This window comes from Flavobacterium xanthum (assembly GCF_900142695.1).
Classification (GTDB): Bacteria; Bacteroidota; Bacteroidia; order Flavobacteriales; family Flavobacteriaceae; genus Flavobacterium; species Flavobacterium xanthum.
The window spans coordinates 24634-43595 of sequence record NZ_FRBU01000027.1 but is presented as its reverse complement, the minus strand read 5'-3'; the positions used below and the strand labels follow the sequence as shown (position 1 = coordinate 43595).

Below are 18962 nucleotides of genomic sequence, written 5' to 3'. Positions count from 1 at the left end.
ACCTCGGAAAAGGCATCAATTTGATTCTCCAAATGAAGTATATTTACAATTATTAAACAATAATCAGGAATTCGCATTAATTAATTGAATCCACCAAATAAAATACTTGAGGATGTAATCTGTAGTACTTTGTGCGTTTAAAATTTCAGCAGTAATTTTATTTAAATCAAAAGTTGCTTTACCATTTGAATCATTTCCGTCCTTCGCATCATCGCAAATGACTGATTCAATTGCGGGAATATTTATATATTCATTCACTTGAACATAAAACTCTGATGTGGTGAAGCAACCAGTTATTGTATTCGTTATTCGTGCAAAAAGAGATTGAGGATTCTGTGAATTTGTAAATGAAGTTGGATTTAGTATCGGATTTATACTTGTTGTTGCGTCATTTTGATCTTTATGATAACTCACATTAACACCGGTTTGGTCTCCTATGATAATTGGAGTATTTTTAGTTAAATCGAATGTCGTAGAAAAGTCCGCTGTTCCATCGCTATCGCATTGAACTATATTTAAGGTTTCTCCCGTTGGTACATTACTGGTAGGCGAAGAATTGAATGTTGCAGTTCCGGTCCATTGAATTGAAAAATTGCTATTGCCAATAGGTCTGTCTATTACTAAAAAATAAGAATCACCATCAGCTACCGTCAGCCATTTTACAAAGCTATTTCCATTGTTTCCGGGCCCTTCGGCTATATCACTCTCTATTTCATTCATGCCAGTATAATTATTATTCTGCCTTGTTGATGCTGGATTAGTGGTAGAACACCTGATGGCCAGTCCTAGAGCATCGCATGTTTCATTAGGTCCAAAAACAAAAAAATCAAAATCTTCTCTGATGTCTGTACTTTCAGGAACGAGATTGAATCCTAGCGTGCCGCCTTTTTTTATCGATATTCTTAACCAAATACTATTATTCTCCTGACTTGAGCAAGTATTTAAAGCAGATAATTCTTGGGTGCCAAAACCGGTTACTGTCAGACCATCTAAATTTGTGTTTCCGCAAACAATAATGGCATCGCTACAGTCACTTTGTGCATGGCTCTTTACAAATGCAAGAAGTAAGAATAAGGGTAGTAAGATTGTTTTTGTCATTGTTAAAATTTAAAAAATATTTTTACCTTTTTAAGCTAAAATGCCCTTTAGTTTGTCTTCCATCTTCTAATTTTATGGTATACCAATAATCATCAGAAGGCAAAGGTTGGCCTGTAAAAGTTCCATCCCAACCTTCACTGGTTGGTATCAATTGTTTCAAAAGCTTTCCATAGCGGTCAAAAATATAGATTGTCGACTTGGCATTAAAGTTGGCATTAATTCCTTTTACATTCCAAAAATCATTATAACCATCATTATTGGGTGTAAAATATTTTGGTACACCAATAACAGAAATAGTTTTACTAACCGTTCCGCAACCATTAATGTCATTAATAAAGACATCATAAATTCCGGAAGGAATGTTAGTAAATACATTAGAGGATTGGAAAGGGCCCGACGGTTCGTTTAGGCTATATTCATATTTTCCTTTTCCGGTAACATTCACCGTTACCGTATTTATATCTGTTAGGTCTACAATATCAATGTTTGAAATCATTGCAATATCTGAAGCTGTCACTTTTATTTTTCTGGTCCTGCTGCAGCCTAGAGTTGTAAATACTTCAACAGTATAATTACCTTCCGCATTAACATCTAAGGTTGCATTGGATTGGCCACTTAAAATAACACCGTCTTTGGACCAAACGTATTTATAATTAGTTGTAGCTGAACCATCTTGAATTCCCGCATCAAGTGTTACGAAGAAAGTGGGGAGATTCGAACATACTAATTCATCCTCACTTCCATCTAAATTTAAATTTATTGGTGGAAGTGGATGTACTATAAAAGGTATAATTACCGATGCAGTACAGTTTGAATTTATAGTATTTTCTACTATAGCAGTAATGTCTTGAGTATTGCTAAAAAATGGATTTGGTAGCGGACTAGGTAAGGGAGCCCCATCCTTGTCGAAATATTTAACATTCATTCCTGTTTGTCCTCCTAAAATTGTATTTTGAAAAGTACTAGTGTCAAATCCATATTTCCCGTCTTGCATTAACGGATCTGCTTCATCATCGCAAACCGTTGTTAAAGCTGTTGGAATTGGGAACGCTACAGGTAAATCATCTACGATAAAAACGATAGTCGTTGCATCAGAACAGCTCAAAGTTGTGGCGTTCGTTACCACTGCTTTTATAGTCTGAGATTCCGTTGTGAATGTTGGTGGAAAAGGACTAGGTAACAGATTGTTATTTTTATCAAAATAAGTGATGGTTACATTAGTTTGTCCTTTTACTATATCTGATTCTAGAGTAGAAGTGTCAAAAGTATATATTCCGTCTTGATTGTCATCGCATTGTCTTGGAACGGTAACCACATTCGCAAAAGGTAGTTTTTCAACAGTAAGCGATACATATGGTCCCAAACCATAACAAGCGTTATCGACATCACTATCTACTCGACCCCATATTTCCTGTGTGTTTTGATAACCAATATTTCTATAGTTTGAAATATTTGTGATCACATTGTTTTCCGCTAACGCATCTGTTTGATTACGGTAAAAAGTTACGGTGTAATTACCAACTGGCAATAAAGTTTTTACATCCGTTTCGGCACTGCTAAAGTCAAATGAACTAATTCCATCTCTGTTATCATTGTTTGAATTGTTATTCCCGTTTTCATCTAAGAAATCGTCACATTCCATATACGTTCTCTTGAAGGTGCTTGGAATTTGTGTTACTAAAACTTTTAAGGTTAATTCTGCTACGCTAAAGCAGCCATTAGCATTGACTACTCTTGCCCAAACTTTCATCGTGCCGGGTGTTGTATTTGTAAAAGATGTAGGCGTACTAATTAATTCTGATTCGTTTGCTGTGGTAGCACCATCCAATGAAGTATAATAGAAGAAGTCCTCATTGGCAAAATTACTGGAAATAGCATCATTTTTCACCGTTAGATTAAAAGTAGTTACCGCATCTAAATCATCATCACATTGAATGATAGTCACCTTATTAACGATTGGTAAAGTGTACACGGTTAGCGTAGTATCATCTGAAAGTAATCCGCAGGAATTACCCACTTTATTTAGTTGAACTCGATATTTATATCCGTTCATATTATTTTTTACGCTTGTTATCACTAAAGTATTGGTTGTTGCTCCAGAATAGATGACGTTATTAATAATAGTATTCCAAGTGGTTCCATTAGTAGAAATTTGCCATTGGTAGGTATTACCACCATTGTCACCTAGTGTAATTGTCGTGTTTTCTAGCTCACAAGTAGGATTTGCCAGCGGTTGGGAAGTGATTACAATTGGCGCGGCTGTTATGTAATTTGCATTTGGGGTTGAGTAGCCAGTACCGCTAGTTACTTGCCCTTTACTATCAATGGTTGGTGGAGCAATTGTACCCAATAATCCATCTCCATTTGGATCCATGAATCCTGCTTCGATAACATCAGAACATAAATCTCCATCACTATCTAAATCGCGATAATTTTTGATGCCGTCAGTATCGGTGTCTGTTCCAAGATTGCCAGTTTCAATTGCATCAGTAATTCCATCATTATCGCTATCTAAATCTAGATAATCGGGTACGCCATCATTATCTGTATCGATTGGGACCAATCCAGGTTCAAACGCATTATCTAATCCATTTTTATTGGTATCAGAATTGGATAATGCAATCGAGGTGTTTGGTTGAGATTCTATTATGTCTAGAATTCCATCATTGTCACTGTCACTGTCTAGCTGGTCTGGGGTTCCATCTCCATCAGAATCTTTTGGAACACAAGAAGCAAAAAACTTAAATGTTGATTTGTTGGCATTGGTGTCAGATAAATTTTTGTGTGTGAAACTGATGGAGTTGGACAAGTAAGTAAGAAACTTGAATGTTCCTGTTCCCGGCACCAGGGGAGTGCTACTGTTTAAACGAAATCGTATTTCGAAAGAAGAATATTGTGTCACGCCGCTTTCATAAATACCATCATAATTAGTATCAATCAATAATTGGTTGGTTGGGTTGATTACCGTTATTGTTTTATCGATATCCGAATTTACAATGTAATCAGAATCAGCATTCAATAAATCTGTTGCATTGGCGCTAGTTACATATTCCATTCCCAAACTTATGGGTTTTGAAAAAGTCATTTTATAGCTTACAAAATTTCCTTTTCCGGCGGGTATTTGGGTAATAAAACTTCCATCATTATTTCCTGTAAAAGGAGCAGCGCCCGGTGCTGTCGACGTAGAAATGGCTCCAATAAATGAATTGGAATAAAGACCAGTTGCTATAATTCCCCCATTAGGATTGGATATGTTAACGTCTTGCTTGCCATAAGATTCCGTACAATTGGTAATGCCGTCGTTGTCATTGTCGATATCAATATTATCGTTTACGCTGTCATTATCTATATCTGTTTCACACGTGCTTACAGGAATCAGGTCAGATAAAACAGGAGGTGAACTGCAACCAGATATACTACCCTTTACTTGATAATAGCCAGGTTGTGTGGGAGTAAATGAACTGTTATTAGAATTACTTTGAGCAACACCATTAAAATACCATTCGAAGGTATCGTATGAAGAAATAGAACTAACTTTTAGCGTAACGTTAGGAATACAGGATGAACTACCTACGGTGATTTCGTCAGTTATAATTTCGGGCTTGGTATCAAAACCGGAATAATAACCTCCATAAGTAGCTGCATTGTTTGAACCAAAATAAGAAACATAGACTTGTTTGGATGAAAAGACGCCAATATTTCCAGTTAAACCAGTAATAGTGTAGGTTTCATATAGCGTATTCCCAATGACATCCTGTGGTTGGACGCCAATAGGCTGTCTAACGCCATTTATCGCAATTTCTATAGTTGCTCCTTTTTCAGTAACAATATTTAATCCACTGTTTGTAGTAAATGACGTTGTTCCTATTTGCTCTATCATTGGAATATTATCAACGATATTTGGAGTAGAACAGTTTAATGGCGGAACAAAAAACATTTCTTGATTGGCCTGACTCGAACTCCCAACACTTTGGTATGCAAAGACATTTTTATTTGTTTTTACATATAAACTGCGATTGGCAGAATAATTTGTACCATCAAGGATAATGTATTGCCCTGCAGTAAGAGGAGTTGTATTAAATGGAATTGTACTTCCATTAAGGTAAATAAAAGTATCATTTTCGTGAGCCACGAGCAAAGGCCTTTCTAAAATATCTAAGCCCAAACCACGAACAAAAATATATTCATTCCCTATTCTTTGTGCAGGTACTATCTGATCAAATCCTAAATCTAAATTTCCACTATTGTTCCCATTCGTGCCTCCATAAGAACCACAATTCATGACAATGGGTTTGTTAGATTTTACTAATGCCCCAATTAATCCATCTTTATTGGCGGTACTAATATCTTCCGTCGCTAAAACATAGCTCTGACCTGTATTTAAAGTTACACTTGGGGGAGTGTTTCCTACGGTTGTATTTCCCATTAATGTTACTCCCTCTTTTATGCCGCTAAAATCGACCACCGTATTGTTTTCAGTTGCTAAGATTGATAAAAAAGTATATCTAAAAGTACCATTATTTGCTGTACCCGTATTGACAAAAGCGCCAACTCTAAACTCATTCCCAATAGCTGATATGCCTTTTGAAACAAGGGAACCGGCTTGATTGGAATTACCTGCTATTACTCGTGCGGCAACGTAAATTAAATTTTCAGCCTCAATAATAAATCCCTTGTTGGATAAAGGAGTGTTTAATAAACTAGGTTCAACATGCAGTTGGCTATCTGTTCCAAATCCTACGTTATATTCAACTGGTGAATTTTTTGATACTATAATTTCCGTTATACCTACTCCTAAGGCGTTAATTTTAACCTTTACAGGAATAATACTCGGTGTAGAAATGTAGAGATATTGGTCTTGTGCAGCAACCAAATTAGAGCCTGACAACGGCGGTATATAATGTGTTTTACTAAATTGGGCAAAGCAGCTTATTGATAAAAAAATAAAGAAAATAAGTAAAGTTTTTTTCATGCGCTAAAAATAGGGAAATTAGTATTATCTTTTTAAAGAAAAATGTCCTTTTATGATTTTCCCACCCGTAAAAGTTAAATTAAACCAATAATCATCAGCAGGTAATAAGACTCCATTAAAACTTCCGTCCCAACCACCATCTGAAACCGTTAATTGTTTCAGTAGCTTTCCGTAACGGTCAAAAATATATAATGTCGATTGGGGAAGTGTGTCCAGATTTTTAATTTTCCAAAGATCATTGTAGCTATCATCATTTGGCGTGAAATAACGCGGGTAATCCAAAACGTAAACTACAAAAGGGAACGAGGTGCCGCAACCATTCCTATCTCGGGCATAGACTAAATATTCTCCTGGAACCACACCATTAAAAGTGGAATTTTCTTGAAAAAAATCACCGTCAATTGAAAATTCATATGCTCCAATTCCCGTGTACTCAATTGAAATTGAATTCTTATTACCCGCAAAATCGTTTGTTTTTATGCCTGTTATCGTTGCAATTCCAGAAAGGGTTACCGTATATTTTTTAGTTTTTTGACAGCCTTTCTCATTTGTGACTACTACAGTATACGTTCCTGGCGCATCAATCAAAATACTATTAGAACGTCCTCCTGTGTTCCACAAATAGTTGGTGAAGCCACTATCAACGGCAAGAGATATGCTAGATCCTTCACATAAAATTAAAGATACGTCTTGAAAATTAGGTGGGTCAAATGGGTTTACTTCCAATTGTATAGGAGTAATTGCATAACAGTCGGGTCCATTTACAATCTTAGCAAAAATGGTTTGTTGATTCGGAATCGTGTTTCTGGAAACCGTTGAGAGTTGGTTTTGCGTTGTTATAGCATCCGTTGAGGTCAAATAATACTGAACGACCAATCCCGATGGTAAACCGGTCAGGACCTGCGCGGTTGCCTGAGTACTTAAATTAAATTCAGTTAAACCATCTTCGATACCATCGCCGTCGCAAGTTATGATGGGATTTTGTTCCGAGAGGGTAGTATTGGAAATAAGAAGTTTTACTTCCGCAAAGTTTTCACATCCCAAGGAATTGGTCACTCTAGCGAATACAGATTGACTCGGTGCTGTATTTTGAAAAGTGGTTGTGTTGCTAATTGGATTGATTTGTGCTTTGGCAGCAGCCAAAGATTCATAATAGACTACCATGCTTAAATTCGGTATATTATTTTTTACAATGGCATCTACTTTTGTCAAATCAAATAGAGTGATTCCGTCAGTGTCAGTATCACATTGCAAAAGTGTGGTGTCCCTCAAATCGATTTTTGGAATAAATTCAATTTTTATGTCTTCTGTTGCAATACAGCTGGGTGTCAAGAGTACTTCAACTTTATAAATACCAGGACTTGTAACAGTGTAAGTAGGTGTGGTATCGGATAATTCGATTCCGTTTTTAAACCATTTATAGGTATAACTTGAGGGTAGTTTAGGATCAATAGTGTAGCTTTCGCCTAAGCAAATAGCATTGTTTGTGGATAGTAATCGATCAGGCCCTAAATCAATTTTTGGCAAAAAGCTACCCGCTTCTAGAAAAACTGCCGAATCAAAATCAGCATTTTCGTCATCAGCGATAACTAATTTTATATGATAAATTTTGCCGGCAATCACGTTACTTTGCGCGTTTAGAACGGTAGTTTGTCCACTGTAATTAATAGGGCTAGTGCTACCGTTATACCCTCCAAAAAAATTCTCATTTACAGCCGAACATCCGGGTATTGAACCGCCAGATCCATTGAAGGGAGGAATGAGGGGATGAACATTGGTTGAGGAAACAGGAATCGTAGAAGTGGGTAGGACCGCTATATTTTGATAGGGTGTAGGACTTCCTTTTTCTTGGATTAAAAATGCAAACCCGTCTGAATAAAAGCAAGGAAAATAATCTTGGTATTCATTTGAAGCAAAGATGTAATTGAAACTGATAAAATTTGTCAACGGAATAAAATCGAATTCTAGAGTAGTAGCATTAATGGTCCGGGTTAGATTCAAAGCTTGTTCTAAATCGGAATCCCCCAGCCACCCGGGGTTTCCACCACCTCTGTTTCTTATAAATGGGCCTACAGAATTTTGACTGCTCCAAGTACTCAACAGGACGCCCTCTTTAAAAGGAAAAGTACTGGTTCCTGCATTGAAATAAGCATAACTTTTTTGAATGCCAGAAAAATTATCTCCGGCAGCCTCAGCATTTGAAATGGTAGCGCAGGAACTATTTACTAATACATTTTCTACCAGTTGATTTGCTGTATACGCGTCGTTTACTGTAATAGATTGTGCAGTTGCATTACTAAAAATGCAACAAATGAAAAGAATAAATAGTATTTTTTTTACACCGTTCATAGCGCTATAAAGATACTACAAATCTCTATTTTTTAATAATCGATGCGAAAGGAAAATAAAAATCACGGTCCAGCATAAAACAATTATTAGGGAAGACAGTTCGACATCATATTTTTTAACATTATCTAATCCAATTTGTGTTCCCAAGTTTTTCACCACTGACAAACGTGTAAAGGGTTCAATGATTAAATTCGACATGGATTCCAAAGGAAAAAACTGCATAATGGAAGCCGCTGTGGTACTTTCTGGGAAAATCTTGAACGTTAAAATACCTTTTACAATTCCTTCGATAATATTCCAAACCAATAAAAATCCTAACGCAAAGGCGGATCGTTTCACCAATATCCCTAAAAATAAACAAAACGAAAAGAAACCAACTAATTTTATGAAATAGGCAAGCAGGTATTCCAAATCAGAAAATACGATGCTGAATTCCGTGTAAGATGAAAAACTAAATCCTAAAATCAGTGACATTATAAAAATAAAAATGGTGGATACTGATGCAAATAAAACAACGGTTAAAAATTTAGACTGAATAAATTCCGCTTTGCTCATGCCATCAATTAAGTTTTGCTTTAGCGTTCCATAACTGTATTCATTTGCCATCATCGAAACAATTACGATGGCTAAAAATAGTTTTAGTATTGCTGCAATGTACGTGTTGAAATGCCAAATAAAAGGAAAGTTAAAAATCCCCATCTCAGCTAGGTGAAATTTAAAAATTCCTAAATCAAATTTTATAGAGGCTATTAATGCAATGAAGGTTAAAAGTATAAAGTAGGTCAATGTCAAAACCCGACTGGCTTTGTTTTTCCAAATTTTTTGAAGTTCTATGGAGAGAAGTCGTTTCATAAATTGAGTATTAAGACTTAAGAATTATAGCTTAAGATTTAGTGTTTTGTAATAAGATTTAAATGTAGCTCGTGAAATTGCTTTACCGATGTTATTTTTTTTGTGTCAATTCTAAAAATTGTTCTTCCAAGCTGTTTTTTCGCTTCACCAAATGATTTAAAACTATGTTTTTTTCAAAAAGGAAACGATTCAAGTCTTTTGCTTCCAAATTCTCTTTTAAATAAACCAAAACCTTTCCTTGCTCCTGTACAATATTTTTAGTGGCGGGATGCGTATTTAGAACCATCATTAAGTTGGGAATGTCATCTGCCTCTACTTCAAAAAATCCTTCATTAGCTGACATTCCGTCGACTAGACCAGTATATAAAACCGCTCCTTTTTGTAATACTAAAACGTGGGTACACACTTTTTCCACTTCGTCTAATAAATGCGAAGCGAGCAATATGGTTGTCCCTTTAGAGGCAATTTGTTTGATAATATCTCTAATTTGATGGATTCCTTGTGGATCTAAGCCATTTGTGGGTTCGTCTAAAATCAAGATTTCAGGATCATTCAATAGTGCCGAAGCGATTGCTAATCGTTGTTTCATACCTAATGAAAAGGTACTGAATTTACTATTTTGGCGATCCGTCAAACCTACTAATTCTAACTTTTCGTTGACTTTGGCGTAATTAATCCCTTTGATTTTGCACACTAATTCTAAGTTCTCCTTAGCGGTCATATAGGGGTAGAAATTTGGTCTTTCAATAATCGCGCCTACTTTTTTCAGGGCTTGATGTGTCTCCATGGTTCCGCCAAACCAGCTGTATTCGCCAGAAGTTTTGTTGACCACATTTAAAGCAATACCTAAGGTGGTTGATTTTCCGCTCCCATTAGGACCTAAGATCCCGTAGACATTGCCTTTTTTTATTTCGAAAGAAACGTTTTTTAAAGCTTGGAGTGCGCCATAACGTTTATTGAGATTTTTGACTGAAAGTATCGTTTCCAAGGAATTCATCTTTATATATTTTTATATAGGACGAACAAGGACCGATTTTGTTACTATTTAATCAGAATTAGTTTATTTCTCCGATTAATTTACAAAGGATATCCAGTTTTTTTGCAGTGATTGGCTTTTCAATATAATCTTTTACTATTTGATATTCCTTCGCTTTTTCGATGTCAGCCGGGTCAATTGAGGAAGTCATGATAAAAATAAAGATCTCTTTTTTTAATGATAATTCGATAAACTCGTCTAGGAACTGCCACCCATCCATCATTGGCATATTGAGGTCGAGTAAAATGGCATCTGGCAGAATTTCGTTGTCAAATTCATTTTTTTTTAGTTCCTCTAACGCATGTTGGGCGTTATTATAAGATTGAATTTCTTCGCAAAACTTATTTTTTGAAATAAGAATGCTCATCAGTTTCACGGTTAGTTTGTCATCGTCTATGATGTATGTTAATTTATTTTTCATTTAAATAAATTTTAAAATTCGAACCTAGATCTAGTTCACTTTCTACCTCAATTTTGCCATTCATGGCTTCTAGTTGATTTTTAGTAATAAATAACCCAATTCCTTTAGCATCTTCATTGCCATGGAAGGTTTTATACATACCAAAAATTTTATGTCCATTTCTTTCTAAATCTAATCCTAATCCATTGTCTTTGAAATTTATGACATTGTAATTATCAATAAATTCATGCTGTATTTCTAAGGTAGCAGTGCGCTGCGTTGATTTGTATTTTATAGCATTGGTAATTAAGTTGAGTAAAATACTATCTAAATAGGCTGGTATGGCTGTAACCATAAGATCTTCTGGAATGGTGTCCGTTATAATTATTTTACTTTCTTTAATAACTAACCTTAATGCTTTTTTTGTTTTTTCGATTTCGTTTTTTAAACAAATTTCTTTTTTTTCGATATTTGTTTTTTGCTGAATTGTTATTATTTCATTCAAATATTCAATCGATTCAGACAGTTTTTCCGTTCCTTCTTTAAATAATTCAAAATAGGAAAGTTTCTCTTGGATATCATCAGTATTTTCAATCACATCTACTACCATAGATAAATTACTGGTATGAGAACGGATATTGTGGGAAACGATATGTGTAAAGTTATATAATTTATTGTTCTGATTACTAGTGACTTCTAAAAGTTTTTTCAATTCTAGTTCTTTTTCGATTCTGGAAGTTACATTTCGTCCTACACCAATAAAATTGATGAAATTATTGTGATTATCAAAGGCTGTCGTGATATTCAATTCAAACCAATATTTTTCTTTTTTCTGGTTATAATTAAGTACCGTAATTTTTATACTTTCTTGGTTTTCAATCGCTTTTCGCATCAATGATGAGGAAGTTGCGTCCGTTTCAGGACCTTTAGATAGACATCCTGGTTTTTGCCCTAAAACTTCAATCATTGTTAAACCCGTTAGGTCTAAATAAGCTTGGTTTGCCCATACAGCGATTCCATTTTTATCAGCAATTACTATGGTGTCAGTTGTCTCAGATGCAGCAAGTGATAGTAAAGTCATTTTGTTTTCAGTAATCTTTCTTTCGCTGATGTCTCTGATGAAACACACTAAATAGGTGATATTATCCACCTGAAATTTCTTTCCAGAGGCTATCTCGACTGGGATTAAATCTCCCGACTTAGTTTTTATGAAGGTTTCATCAACGGTATAGTCATTTCTGTGTAGGTTGTATTTTAGAAAAAAATGGGCTTCTTTTCGAAATTCTTCGCTAAATAATTCGGTGTAATGGCTGCCTTTTAATTCAGAGACCTCATATCCAGTGAGGACTGAGGATCTCGGATTACAATCGGTTATGATGCCATTAGAAGTGTCAATAATGAAGATTGAGTCATTGGCACTAGAAAAAATGGACGAAAATTTCTCTACATTTAATTGAAGCTCATTAATTAAGTTCTGTTCATTTGTGATATCCTGAAAAGTACCTAATAAATTAGCCGGTTTTCCATCAATCATTTCCACTTGACAGATGCATTCTATATATTTTATATTGTTTTTAGCGGTAGTAATTTGGAATTTATCATCAAACGAAATTCCTTCATGAATTGCACTATAAATTCTATTTTTAATCCGGTCTCTATTTTCTCCTTCGGTATAAAAATTAATTCCGTTTCCATTAACAGGGTCAAAATCAGCAGGAACCTCAAGAATGCATTTTGTCACTGCATCCCAAAAAACGTGATCTGTCTGCACATTCATCTTCCATATACCAATCTTAGCTGATTGCGCAGCCTTGAAGTAGAGTTCAAGTTTATTTGTCATTAGTAGGTTATAAATGTTTTTAAGTAATTTGGGGTTTTCAAATATAAAGTATAAATGTTGTCATCCATTTTTTTTAACATTAAATAACCGTTTTTCAGGATGGTAATGTTAAATATGCTTTTAAATCAGCTTTTATGTTTTTATTTACGATACAGGGATTATATCTAAGATCTCGGTTTATCTGGTAGTAAACTGTATACGTGATCGTAATCTAGTCCTTGGCGCTTTTCCTAATTGTTGTTTATTAAAATAAAAAAATATAATAAAAGCTGCTCCTTTATTATTGATTTGGGATAATTAGCGCAGGAAATTAAGTCAGCCTAAGCTGCGGCGTGTACTTTTATATTTTTACGATAAACATTATTTTTATCTTTTTTTATTCAAACTTAAAACCTGTACTATTTCAGAGATCTCTCGCCAATAATTTATGAAAACTGATGTCGCGGAGGTCTATTTAAACATTCAATAATCTTCTTTACTGCATTTTTATGGTTCAATAGTAAGTTCGCAGAGGTTTAGTTGAACGCATGCACCAGTCAACAGCTTAATTTGTTGTAATTTTGTTGTAAATTTTTTTCAGATGAGTGAGCCAGTAATGATTTTTAAAAAACCATCTTATCCTATAAATGATGCTCTTTTGCAGTATTTAGAGCGGTTTGATCGCATATCAAAAGTCTCAATATTTTATGATGATTTATTGCGATTTTCAGGTTCGGTAACGGTGTATGATAAAAACGATGTGGATACGTTGTGGATTAGAGTGTATTACAATGAGTTTGAAAGAGAAGAAATTGATTTGAATTTAAAAAAAATCTATTCACTATTGCACTCAGATGGTAATTTAGGAATTATTAAATTCTTAAATGTGGATTCGATTGATTATTGCACTTTTGGGAACTCAAAGCCTTTTCGAATAAAAGTCAGGAACATACTTAATGATAATTATACGCATTTTTATATCAAAAAAGCCGATGCTTCCCGTGTTTATGGTTTGGAATTAGAACACATTCTTTCCCCTGATAAAATCAATTTTTTGGTTTACCAAGATACTTTAATTGAGGAGCACATCATGGGGATTCCGGGCGATGTATTTATTAAAACCTTATTGAAAGATTGTACAGAAACGGAAAAGTCACAAATCGCAAAAGAGTTTGTAAAGTTTAATGAACGTTGTATGATTCGGTTGCTAGGGGATATGCGTTCTTATAATTATGTAATTGTTCCTACGCATGATTTTGACCAAGTGGTCTATAAAATACGGGCCATTGATTTTGATCAGCAATGTTACGAAGGCAATTTTAAAGTGTATCGCCCACAGTTTTTTAAAGAAAATTATCCAATGGTTAAATTGGTAAAAGAAAAACTTCAAAATAGTTCAATCGAGCAATACAAAGATGAGGAGCGTTCTGTGTTAGCTAAAAGAATGATTTCTGCTGAAAATAGAATCAACAGATTATTGGAAATTATGGGAGAGGACGAACTTGCACCCGAAGCACATTTGCATCAGTTACAAATGGAACTTTACAATTATACCAATGATTTGAATTTTAAAAAAGCCAAATCTATGGGAGAAATTATGAATGCAGCATTTGAATTTATTACTCGAAATTTCAAAAGCATTAATTTATTTAAATCAAGAATGTAAGTGTTGGTCTGTTTGTGTTGAACGAATTAAAATGATTTTTGGTCATGCTACTATAAATCGTATTGTTTAATTTTTGCAACCACAATTAAAAAGGGATGAATTTTCTTAATTGCTTTTTACTATTTCCTTATGCTATTCAAATTAACGTCAAGTTCTTTTTTATGAAAAAATATTTTTTATTGAGTTTCTCTTTTATTTTGATGGGTTGTCAGCAAGAATCAAATTCTTTGACACCACTCTTTTCTTTTCCCAATAAATTAAAAGAGGTTTCAGGAATAACGTATGTTCCTAGTGCTAATCTGTTATGGGTATTAGAAGATCGTGGAAACCCAAATGCAATTTATAGTATTAATTCTAATGGAAAAATCGAGAATACCTTAACGATCTCAAACACAGATAATATCGATTGGGAAGACATCACAAAAGACAAAGAAGGAAATCTTTATATTGGCGATTTTGGTAATAATGACAATGAAAGAAAGGACTTGAGTATCTACAAAATTGATAAAAACGCGTTACAAAGCAAAAGTGCAACACCAGTATACAAGATTTCTTTTACTTATCCTGAACACAAAGATTTTCCACCTAAGAAATCAGAAATGTTTTATGATGTAGAAGGTTTTTTCGAGTTTAAAGATAATTTCTATCTTTTCACAAAAAATAGAAGTAAAGGATTTGATGGAACAGCATTTTTATATAAAATACCGAATGCTCCAGGAGTTCATCTAGCGGTTTTAATGGGGAAATTTGAAACATGTACAGTGTACAATAGTTGCGCAATCACCAGTGCAACCATTAGCCCAAACGATGAGAAAGTTGCTATTTTAACACACGATAAACTATTTTTATTTGAAAATTTTAAAAACGATGACTTCCTTAATGGTACTAAAACTGTTCTGGAATTAAATCATTTCTCTCAAAAAGAAGCGGCTTGTTTTAAAGATAATGACCGCTTATTCCTTGCTGATGAAAGAACCAAAAGCATTGGAGGAAATGTGTATAATGTCAGTCTTAAAATGTTAAAATCCAAATCCTAGACCAAAAGCAATTCGTGCTTCTTCGCCTGCACTTTTAAAATAAGTGATCCGGGCCGTTAATACATTTAGTCCGTTAAGCCATAAGCCGCCACCAAATGACTGGTGCCATTTATCAGAACTCTCGCCTTTCTGCCATACTCTACCGTAATCAAAACCACCTAAGACTCCATAAGACATCGGTATAATGGTCCTTTTTATTTTTCCTAAATTCAAACGAATATCACTACTTTGATAGAAAGATCGGTTGCTTAAAAAACGTTCATTTCTGAAACCTCTTAAATCATAATCACCTCCTAAAGTCGCTCCTTGGTAAAATTCAAAATTGTCATTTAATACGGCTTTTCCTTTAAGTATAGTTGCGAACACTAGCTTTCCGTTGGCGTCTATTTTGTGATTAAAATTAAGCTTGCTTTCTAATGCAGGGAAATTTCTTTTGGTATCTTCTAGATTTATTTTCCATGTACCTGCGATACTAAACCCCATTCCCATAGAGGGAAAAGATAGTACATCATAATTTTCAAAACTGTATTTTAGCATTGCTCCAGCAAATTGTTGGCTCTGGAAAACCGCTGGATTTACACTTGGGGAAAGATCTACAAACCGATTCATAGTTTTTTCGACGGTGATTCTTTCAAAACTGGTTTGTAACTGAATGGTACTACCGTATTGTCCAACTCTTTTAATGGACGGCATTACTTTTAGCATTCGGATGCGAACGCGATTGAAATCCATGCCAAAAGTATCATCCTCATTTACAGTCTCATTTCCGTAACCGAAGTAATTTATCGTAAAATTAGGACTGGTGAAGCGGCTCTCGAAATCAGCATCCCATTTGCCAAATAATTTTGGAAATTTACCATTATAAATAACTTCATATCCTTTTGTAGCAAAGAAATAATTGGTTTTTAAGCTGTGTTTTTGAGTGTATGGATTCTGATGAAAATCGTTAACAATATAACCTGCTACAATGCCTATTTTTATTCCGTCATCAGGATTAAATCCAATATTTGGAAGCCCAGAAAAAGCATTATATTTCGGTTTTTTATAATCGTATAAGCTAGTTTCGTAGTCGTCTGATAATAAAATTTTACTCTTCGCATCTAATGCATACGTATTAGTCTTGGACTTAAAATCATGAATTTTAATTTTTCTTCCGTCTTCAACAATGTAAGAATCCTCATTTTGACCTCCAATTAGTCGGATTTTAATTCCTGATTGTGCTTTTCCTTTTACTTCAAAAATATCATCATCATCTAAACCATAAATCCATATTTTTTTTGTGTTTTTAGCGTTGAAGTTTTTAGTATATTGTAGTTCGTCTCCATCATTTTTCAAGCGAAAAACTTGGATTTCGAGTTTGTTTCTTCCTTTATTCTGGATTACAAACTTGTCTTTTTTATCTGTTCCAACAATCAAAACAGTGTGCTGTAAAACCGTGTAATATTGGGAGGCCGACTGCTGTAATTCTTTTTTACGAAGTTTTAATTTTCGTTTGATATCTTGCAATGTCTCATCTTGTACAGCCTCAGGTAAATTATCAAAGGCCGCCTCTATAGCTTCATCTGATAGGTTATCTTGGATGTATTTTGCTTGTTTGATCCATTCGTTTTCATCGGCAGTTTTTATAAAAGCGAGGTCTAAGGGGTAAGGTTCTCGATTCATCAGTTTGACGTTTTTCATTTTGTCCCCAAAAGACTGCATGTGACGTAATGGTATACTTTTCATTAATACAAAGAGCAACGCACCATCATATTTTGTAAATGCTTGATCTCGATCTCGCGGAATGGGTTTGTAAATTACTTTTTGATCTACTTTATATTCGCCCCAACGCCACTGATCTTCATGACGGTCCCAATCACCTATAAGCATGTCAAATAAGCGCGCTTTAATATAAGCACTTTCATCTATTGTGTATTTTTCGTCTTTGTGTAGGTTTTTCAATACCTCTTTTGTGTTGATGATTGCCATTGGATTGCCAAAACTTGCTACATCCTTTTGGCTATCTGTTGGACGCTCTTCCACCAAGTATAATTCGTTTCCAAATTCAACATTGAAATTTTGCAACGCACTGTGTTTTGGAATGTAGTATAAGTTAGGATTCGCATGAGCAACACCTATTTTTGAGGCTAAATTGCCCACAGCAAAGGGCGTATAAGGATGTGCAGTAGTATAAAAATCAGATAATAAATTTTCGGCATACGTATCGTCAAATTCATCTTGGATGAACTGATTCTTGAAAGCTACGGATTGGATAAAACGTGTTGTGCTTTTTTTCATAGCACGCATCACATATTCTTTTCCCGTTTTATCAATGAGTTGTAAGGAATTAGATTGATGTCCGCCGCCAGAACGCTTTGGTTGTAATCCTCCATAAAGAGTATCAATTGTAGTAGTTGTAGCCACTATGGGTAGGCTGTAATATTTGCGGTAGTGGTTTCCGAAGAAGAACCTATAAAACCCTGATTTCTGGGTTTGTTTTGAAGTATAAATACTAGCAGTGGTCGTTTTGGGAAATGAGGTTGAAAATACTTTCGTGTTATAATCCTCTTTTTTGTCCAATACCAATTTTTCAAAGATAAGTTTTTCGGTATTATTTTCTTGGCCATAAAATGATACTTTTGCCACCCCATTTTCATAGATTGCCAAGGAAGCATACCCATTTCGACCATAGGAAAAATCATTTGGATAAAGTGCTTTAGCAGCTTCAGATTTAGAACCTGCACCACTGATAACTTGCTTTATATTGTCTTTTTCAATATACTGTAAATTGTGATCATGGCCGGATACGACAATAACATTGTCCTGATTTTGAAGTAGTGTTTTAACCCTTTTGATAAAAAGGCTGTATTGCTTATTTTGAATATCTTGTGGACTTACTCCAGATGTTTTTCGGACAAAATTGATTACAGAACCTAAAATTGGAAGCGGAATCTTTTGTTCTAAGGGGAAAAGTTGTTTTTCTAGTGAAAATTGACCTCCATGTGATCCATTGCTCATTAGCGGGTGATGTAGCGCGAGAATTACTGTTTTTTCTTGATTCTTACTCAAAAGGTTTTCAAATTCTTCAAAAAAAGCTTCTCGAGTTTTGATCGAGCAATCATCATTTATTGTAGGGCTTTTGTCCCAATCCTCTAAAAACCATTGGCTGTCGATAGTGATTAAAACCAGATTTTCGTTGATTTCTAAATCATCAATACCGCAACTTTTTCTAGGAAGGAATGATTTCTTGTCGTTGAGGTACTCCGTTACAAATTTAGCCTGGCGTTCTAATCCCTTAATTCCGCTATACCAATCGTGGTTTCCGGGAATGAAGATAGTTTGCCCCTTAAATTTTTTAGATAATTTAAGTTGATTTGTCAATTTACTTTCCGCGATAATTCGTTCATTTGGACTATCAGTTGCAGGCAATCCTTTTGGATAAATATTATCACCAAGAAATAAAAGAGTACTGTTTTTATTGGCTTTTTGTAAACGTTCCTCCAGTATAAGTAATGTTTGCTGTGCTTTCTTTTCATTGGCGTTACCAGCATCTCCAATTAAATAAAAAGTATGCGCAATTGCTGAACTATCTGTTGCGTTTTGGGAAACTACATTTTTGATGTTTTTTCCAAACTGGGCATGATGTGTTGCGCACGATTGAAAAAATAGCGCTACAATAAAAAATATAAAACCTGCTTTATTGGAGGTAATAAAACATTTATCCAAAAATAATTTCATAATTTAGTATAAAAAT

10 protein-coding genes are annotated in these 18962 nt (G+C 34.6%); 2 read left to right on the top strand and 8 right to left on the bottom strand.

Annotated elements, in window-relative coordinates:
- Nucleotides 1-63: 63 nt before the first annotated feature.
- The 7 genes from BUC11_RS11830 to BUC11_RS11800 form a co-directional block, all read right to left on the bottom strand.
- Nucleotides 64-1098 carry a hypothetical protein gene (locus BUC11_RS11830; protein WP_073354296.1) on the bottom strand — a complete coding sequence of 345 codons (1035 nt, stop codon included), beginning with the start codon at nt 1096-1098 and terminating at the stop codon, nt 64-66.
- Nucleotides 1099-1120: 22 nt separating this feature from the next.
- Nucleotides 1121-6070: a T9SS type B sorting domain-containing protein gene (locus tag BUC11_RS11825; protein ID WP_073354294.1), complete on the bottom strand. Its 4950-nt coding sequence runs from the start codon at nt 6068-6070 to the stop codon at nt 1121-1123.
- Nucleotides 6071-6094: 24 nt separating this feature from the next.
- Complete coding sequence (locus BUC11_RS11820; protein WP_073354292.1) at nt 6095-8419, bottom strand: T9SS type B sorting domain-containing protein; 2325 nt, start codon at nt 8417-8419, stop codon at nt 6095-6097.
- A 15-nt stretch (nt 8420-8434) separates the two neighbouring features.
- A complete protein-coding gene (locus BUC11_RS11815; RefSeq protein WP_073354291.1) occupies nt 8435-9271 on the bottom strand; it encodes an ABC transporter permease in 837 nt (278 codons plus the stop codon).
- A gap of 91 nt (nt 9272-9362) precedes the next feature.
- Nucleotides 9363-10259 carry an ABC transporter ATP-binding protein gene (locus BUC11_RS11810; protein ID WP_073354299.1) on the bottom strand — a complete coding sequence of 299 codons (897 nt, stop codon included), beginning with the start codon at nt 10257-10259 and terminating at the stop codon, nt 9363-9365.
- Between the two features lie 67 nt (nt 10260-10326).
- Nucleotides 10327-10728, bottom strand: coding sequence for a response regulator (locus tag BUC11_RS11805; protein ID WP_073354290.1), 402 nt, complete (start codon nt 10726-10728; stop codon nt 10327-10329).
- Nucleotides 10718-12547: a PAS domain-containing sensor histidine kinase gene (locus tag BUC11_RS11800; protein WP_073354288.1), complete on the bottom strand. Its 1830-nt coding sequence runs from the start codon at nt 12545-12547 to the stop codon at nt 10718-10720. The genes BUC11_RS11805 and BUC11_RS11800 overlap by 11 nt, the downstream gene beginning before the upstream one ends.
- A 580-nt stretch (nt 12548-13127) precedes the next feature.
- Here BUC11_RS11800 and BUC11_RS11795 point away from each other — a divergent pair.
- Both BUC11_RS11795 and BUC11_RS11790 read left to right on the top strand, forming a co-directional pair.
- Complete coding sequence (locus BUC11_RS11795) at nt 13128-14192, top strand: hypothetical protein (RefSeq protein WP_073354287.1); 1065 nt, start codon at nt 13128-13130, stop codon at nt 14190-14192.
- 161 nt (nt 14193-14353) lie between these two features.
- Nucleotides 14354-15229 (top strand): esterase-like activity of phytase family protein, encoded by an 876-nt coding sequence (locus BUC11_RS11790; protein WP_073354297.1) that lies wholly within the window; start codon nt 14354-14356, stop codon nt 15227-15229.
- Here BUC11_RS11790 and BUC11_RS11785 read toward each other — a convergent pair.
- On the bottom strand, nt 15212-18946 hold the full coding sequence (locus BUC11_RS11785) for a metallophosphoesterase (protein ID WP_073354285.1): 3735 nt from the start codon (nt 18944-18946) through the stop codon (nt 15212-15214). The genes BUC11_RS11790 and BUC11_RS11785 overlap by 18 nt on opposite strands.
- Nucleotides 18947-18962 lie beyond the last annotated feature (16 nt).

Coding starts and splice junctions, on each gene's coding strand:
- BUC11_RS11830 (WP_073354296.1), bottom strand. CDS start 1,098: ATGACAAAAACAATCTTACTACCCTTATTCTTACTTCTTGCATTTGTA.
- BUC11_RS11825 (WP_073354294.1), bottom strand. CDS start 6,070: ATGAAAAAAACTTTACTTATTTTCTTTATTTTTTTATCAATAAGCTGC.
- BUC11_RS11820 (WP_073354292.1), bottom strand. CDS start 8,419: ATGAACGGTGTAAAAAAAATACTATTTATTCTTTTCATTTGTTGCATT.
- BUC11_RS11815 (WP_073354291.1), bottom strand. CDS start 9,271: ATGAAACGACTTCTCTCCATAGAACTTCAAAAAATTTGGAAAAACAAA.
- BUC11_RS11805 (WP_073354290.1), bottom strand. CDS start 10,728: ATGAAAAATAAATTAACATACATCATAGACGATGACAAACTAACCGTG.
- BUC11_RS11800 (WP_073354288.1), bottom strand. CDS start 12,547: ATGACAAATAAACTTGAACTCTACTTCAAGGCTGCGCAATCAGCTAAG.
- BUC11_RS11795 (WP_073354287.1), top strand. CDS start 13,128: ATGAGTGAGCCAGTAATGATTTTTAAAAAACCATCTTATCCTATAAAT.
- BUC11_RS11790 (WP_073354297.1), top strand. CDS start 14,354: ATGAAAAAATATTTTTTATTGAGTTTCTCTTTTATTTTGATGGGTTGT.
- BUC11_RS11785 (WP_073354285.1), bottom strand. CDS start 18,946: ATGAAATTATTTTTGGATAAATGTTTTATTACCTCCAATAAAGCAGGT.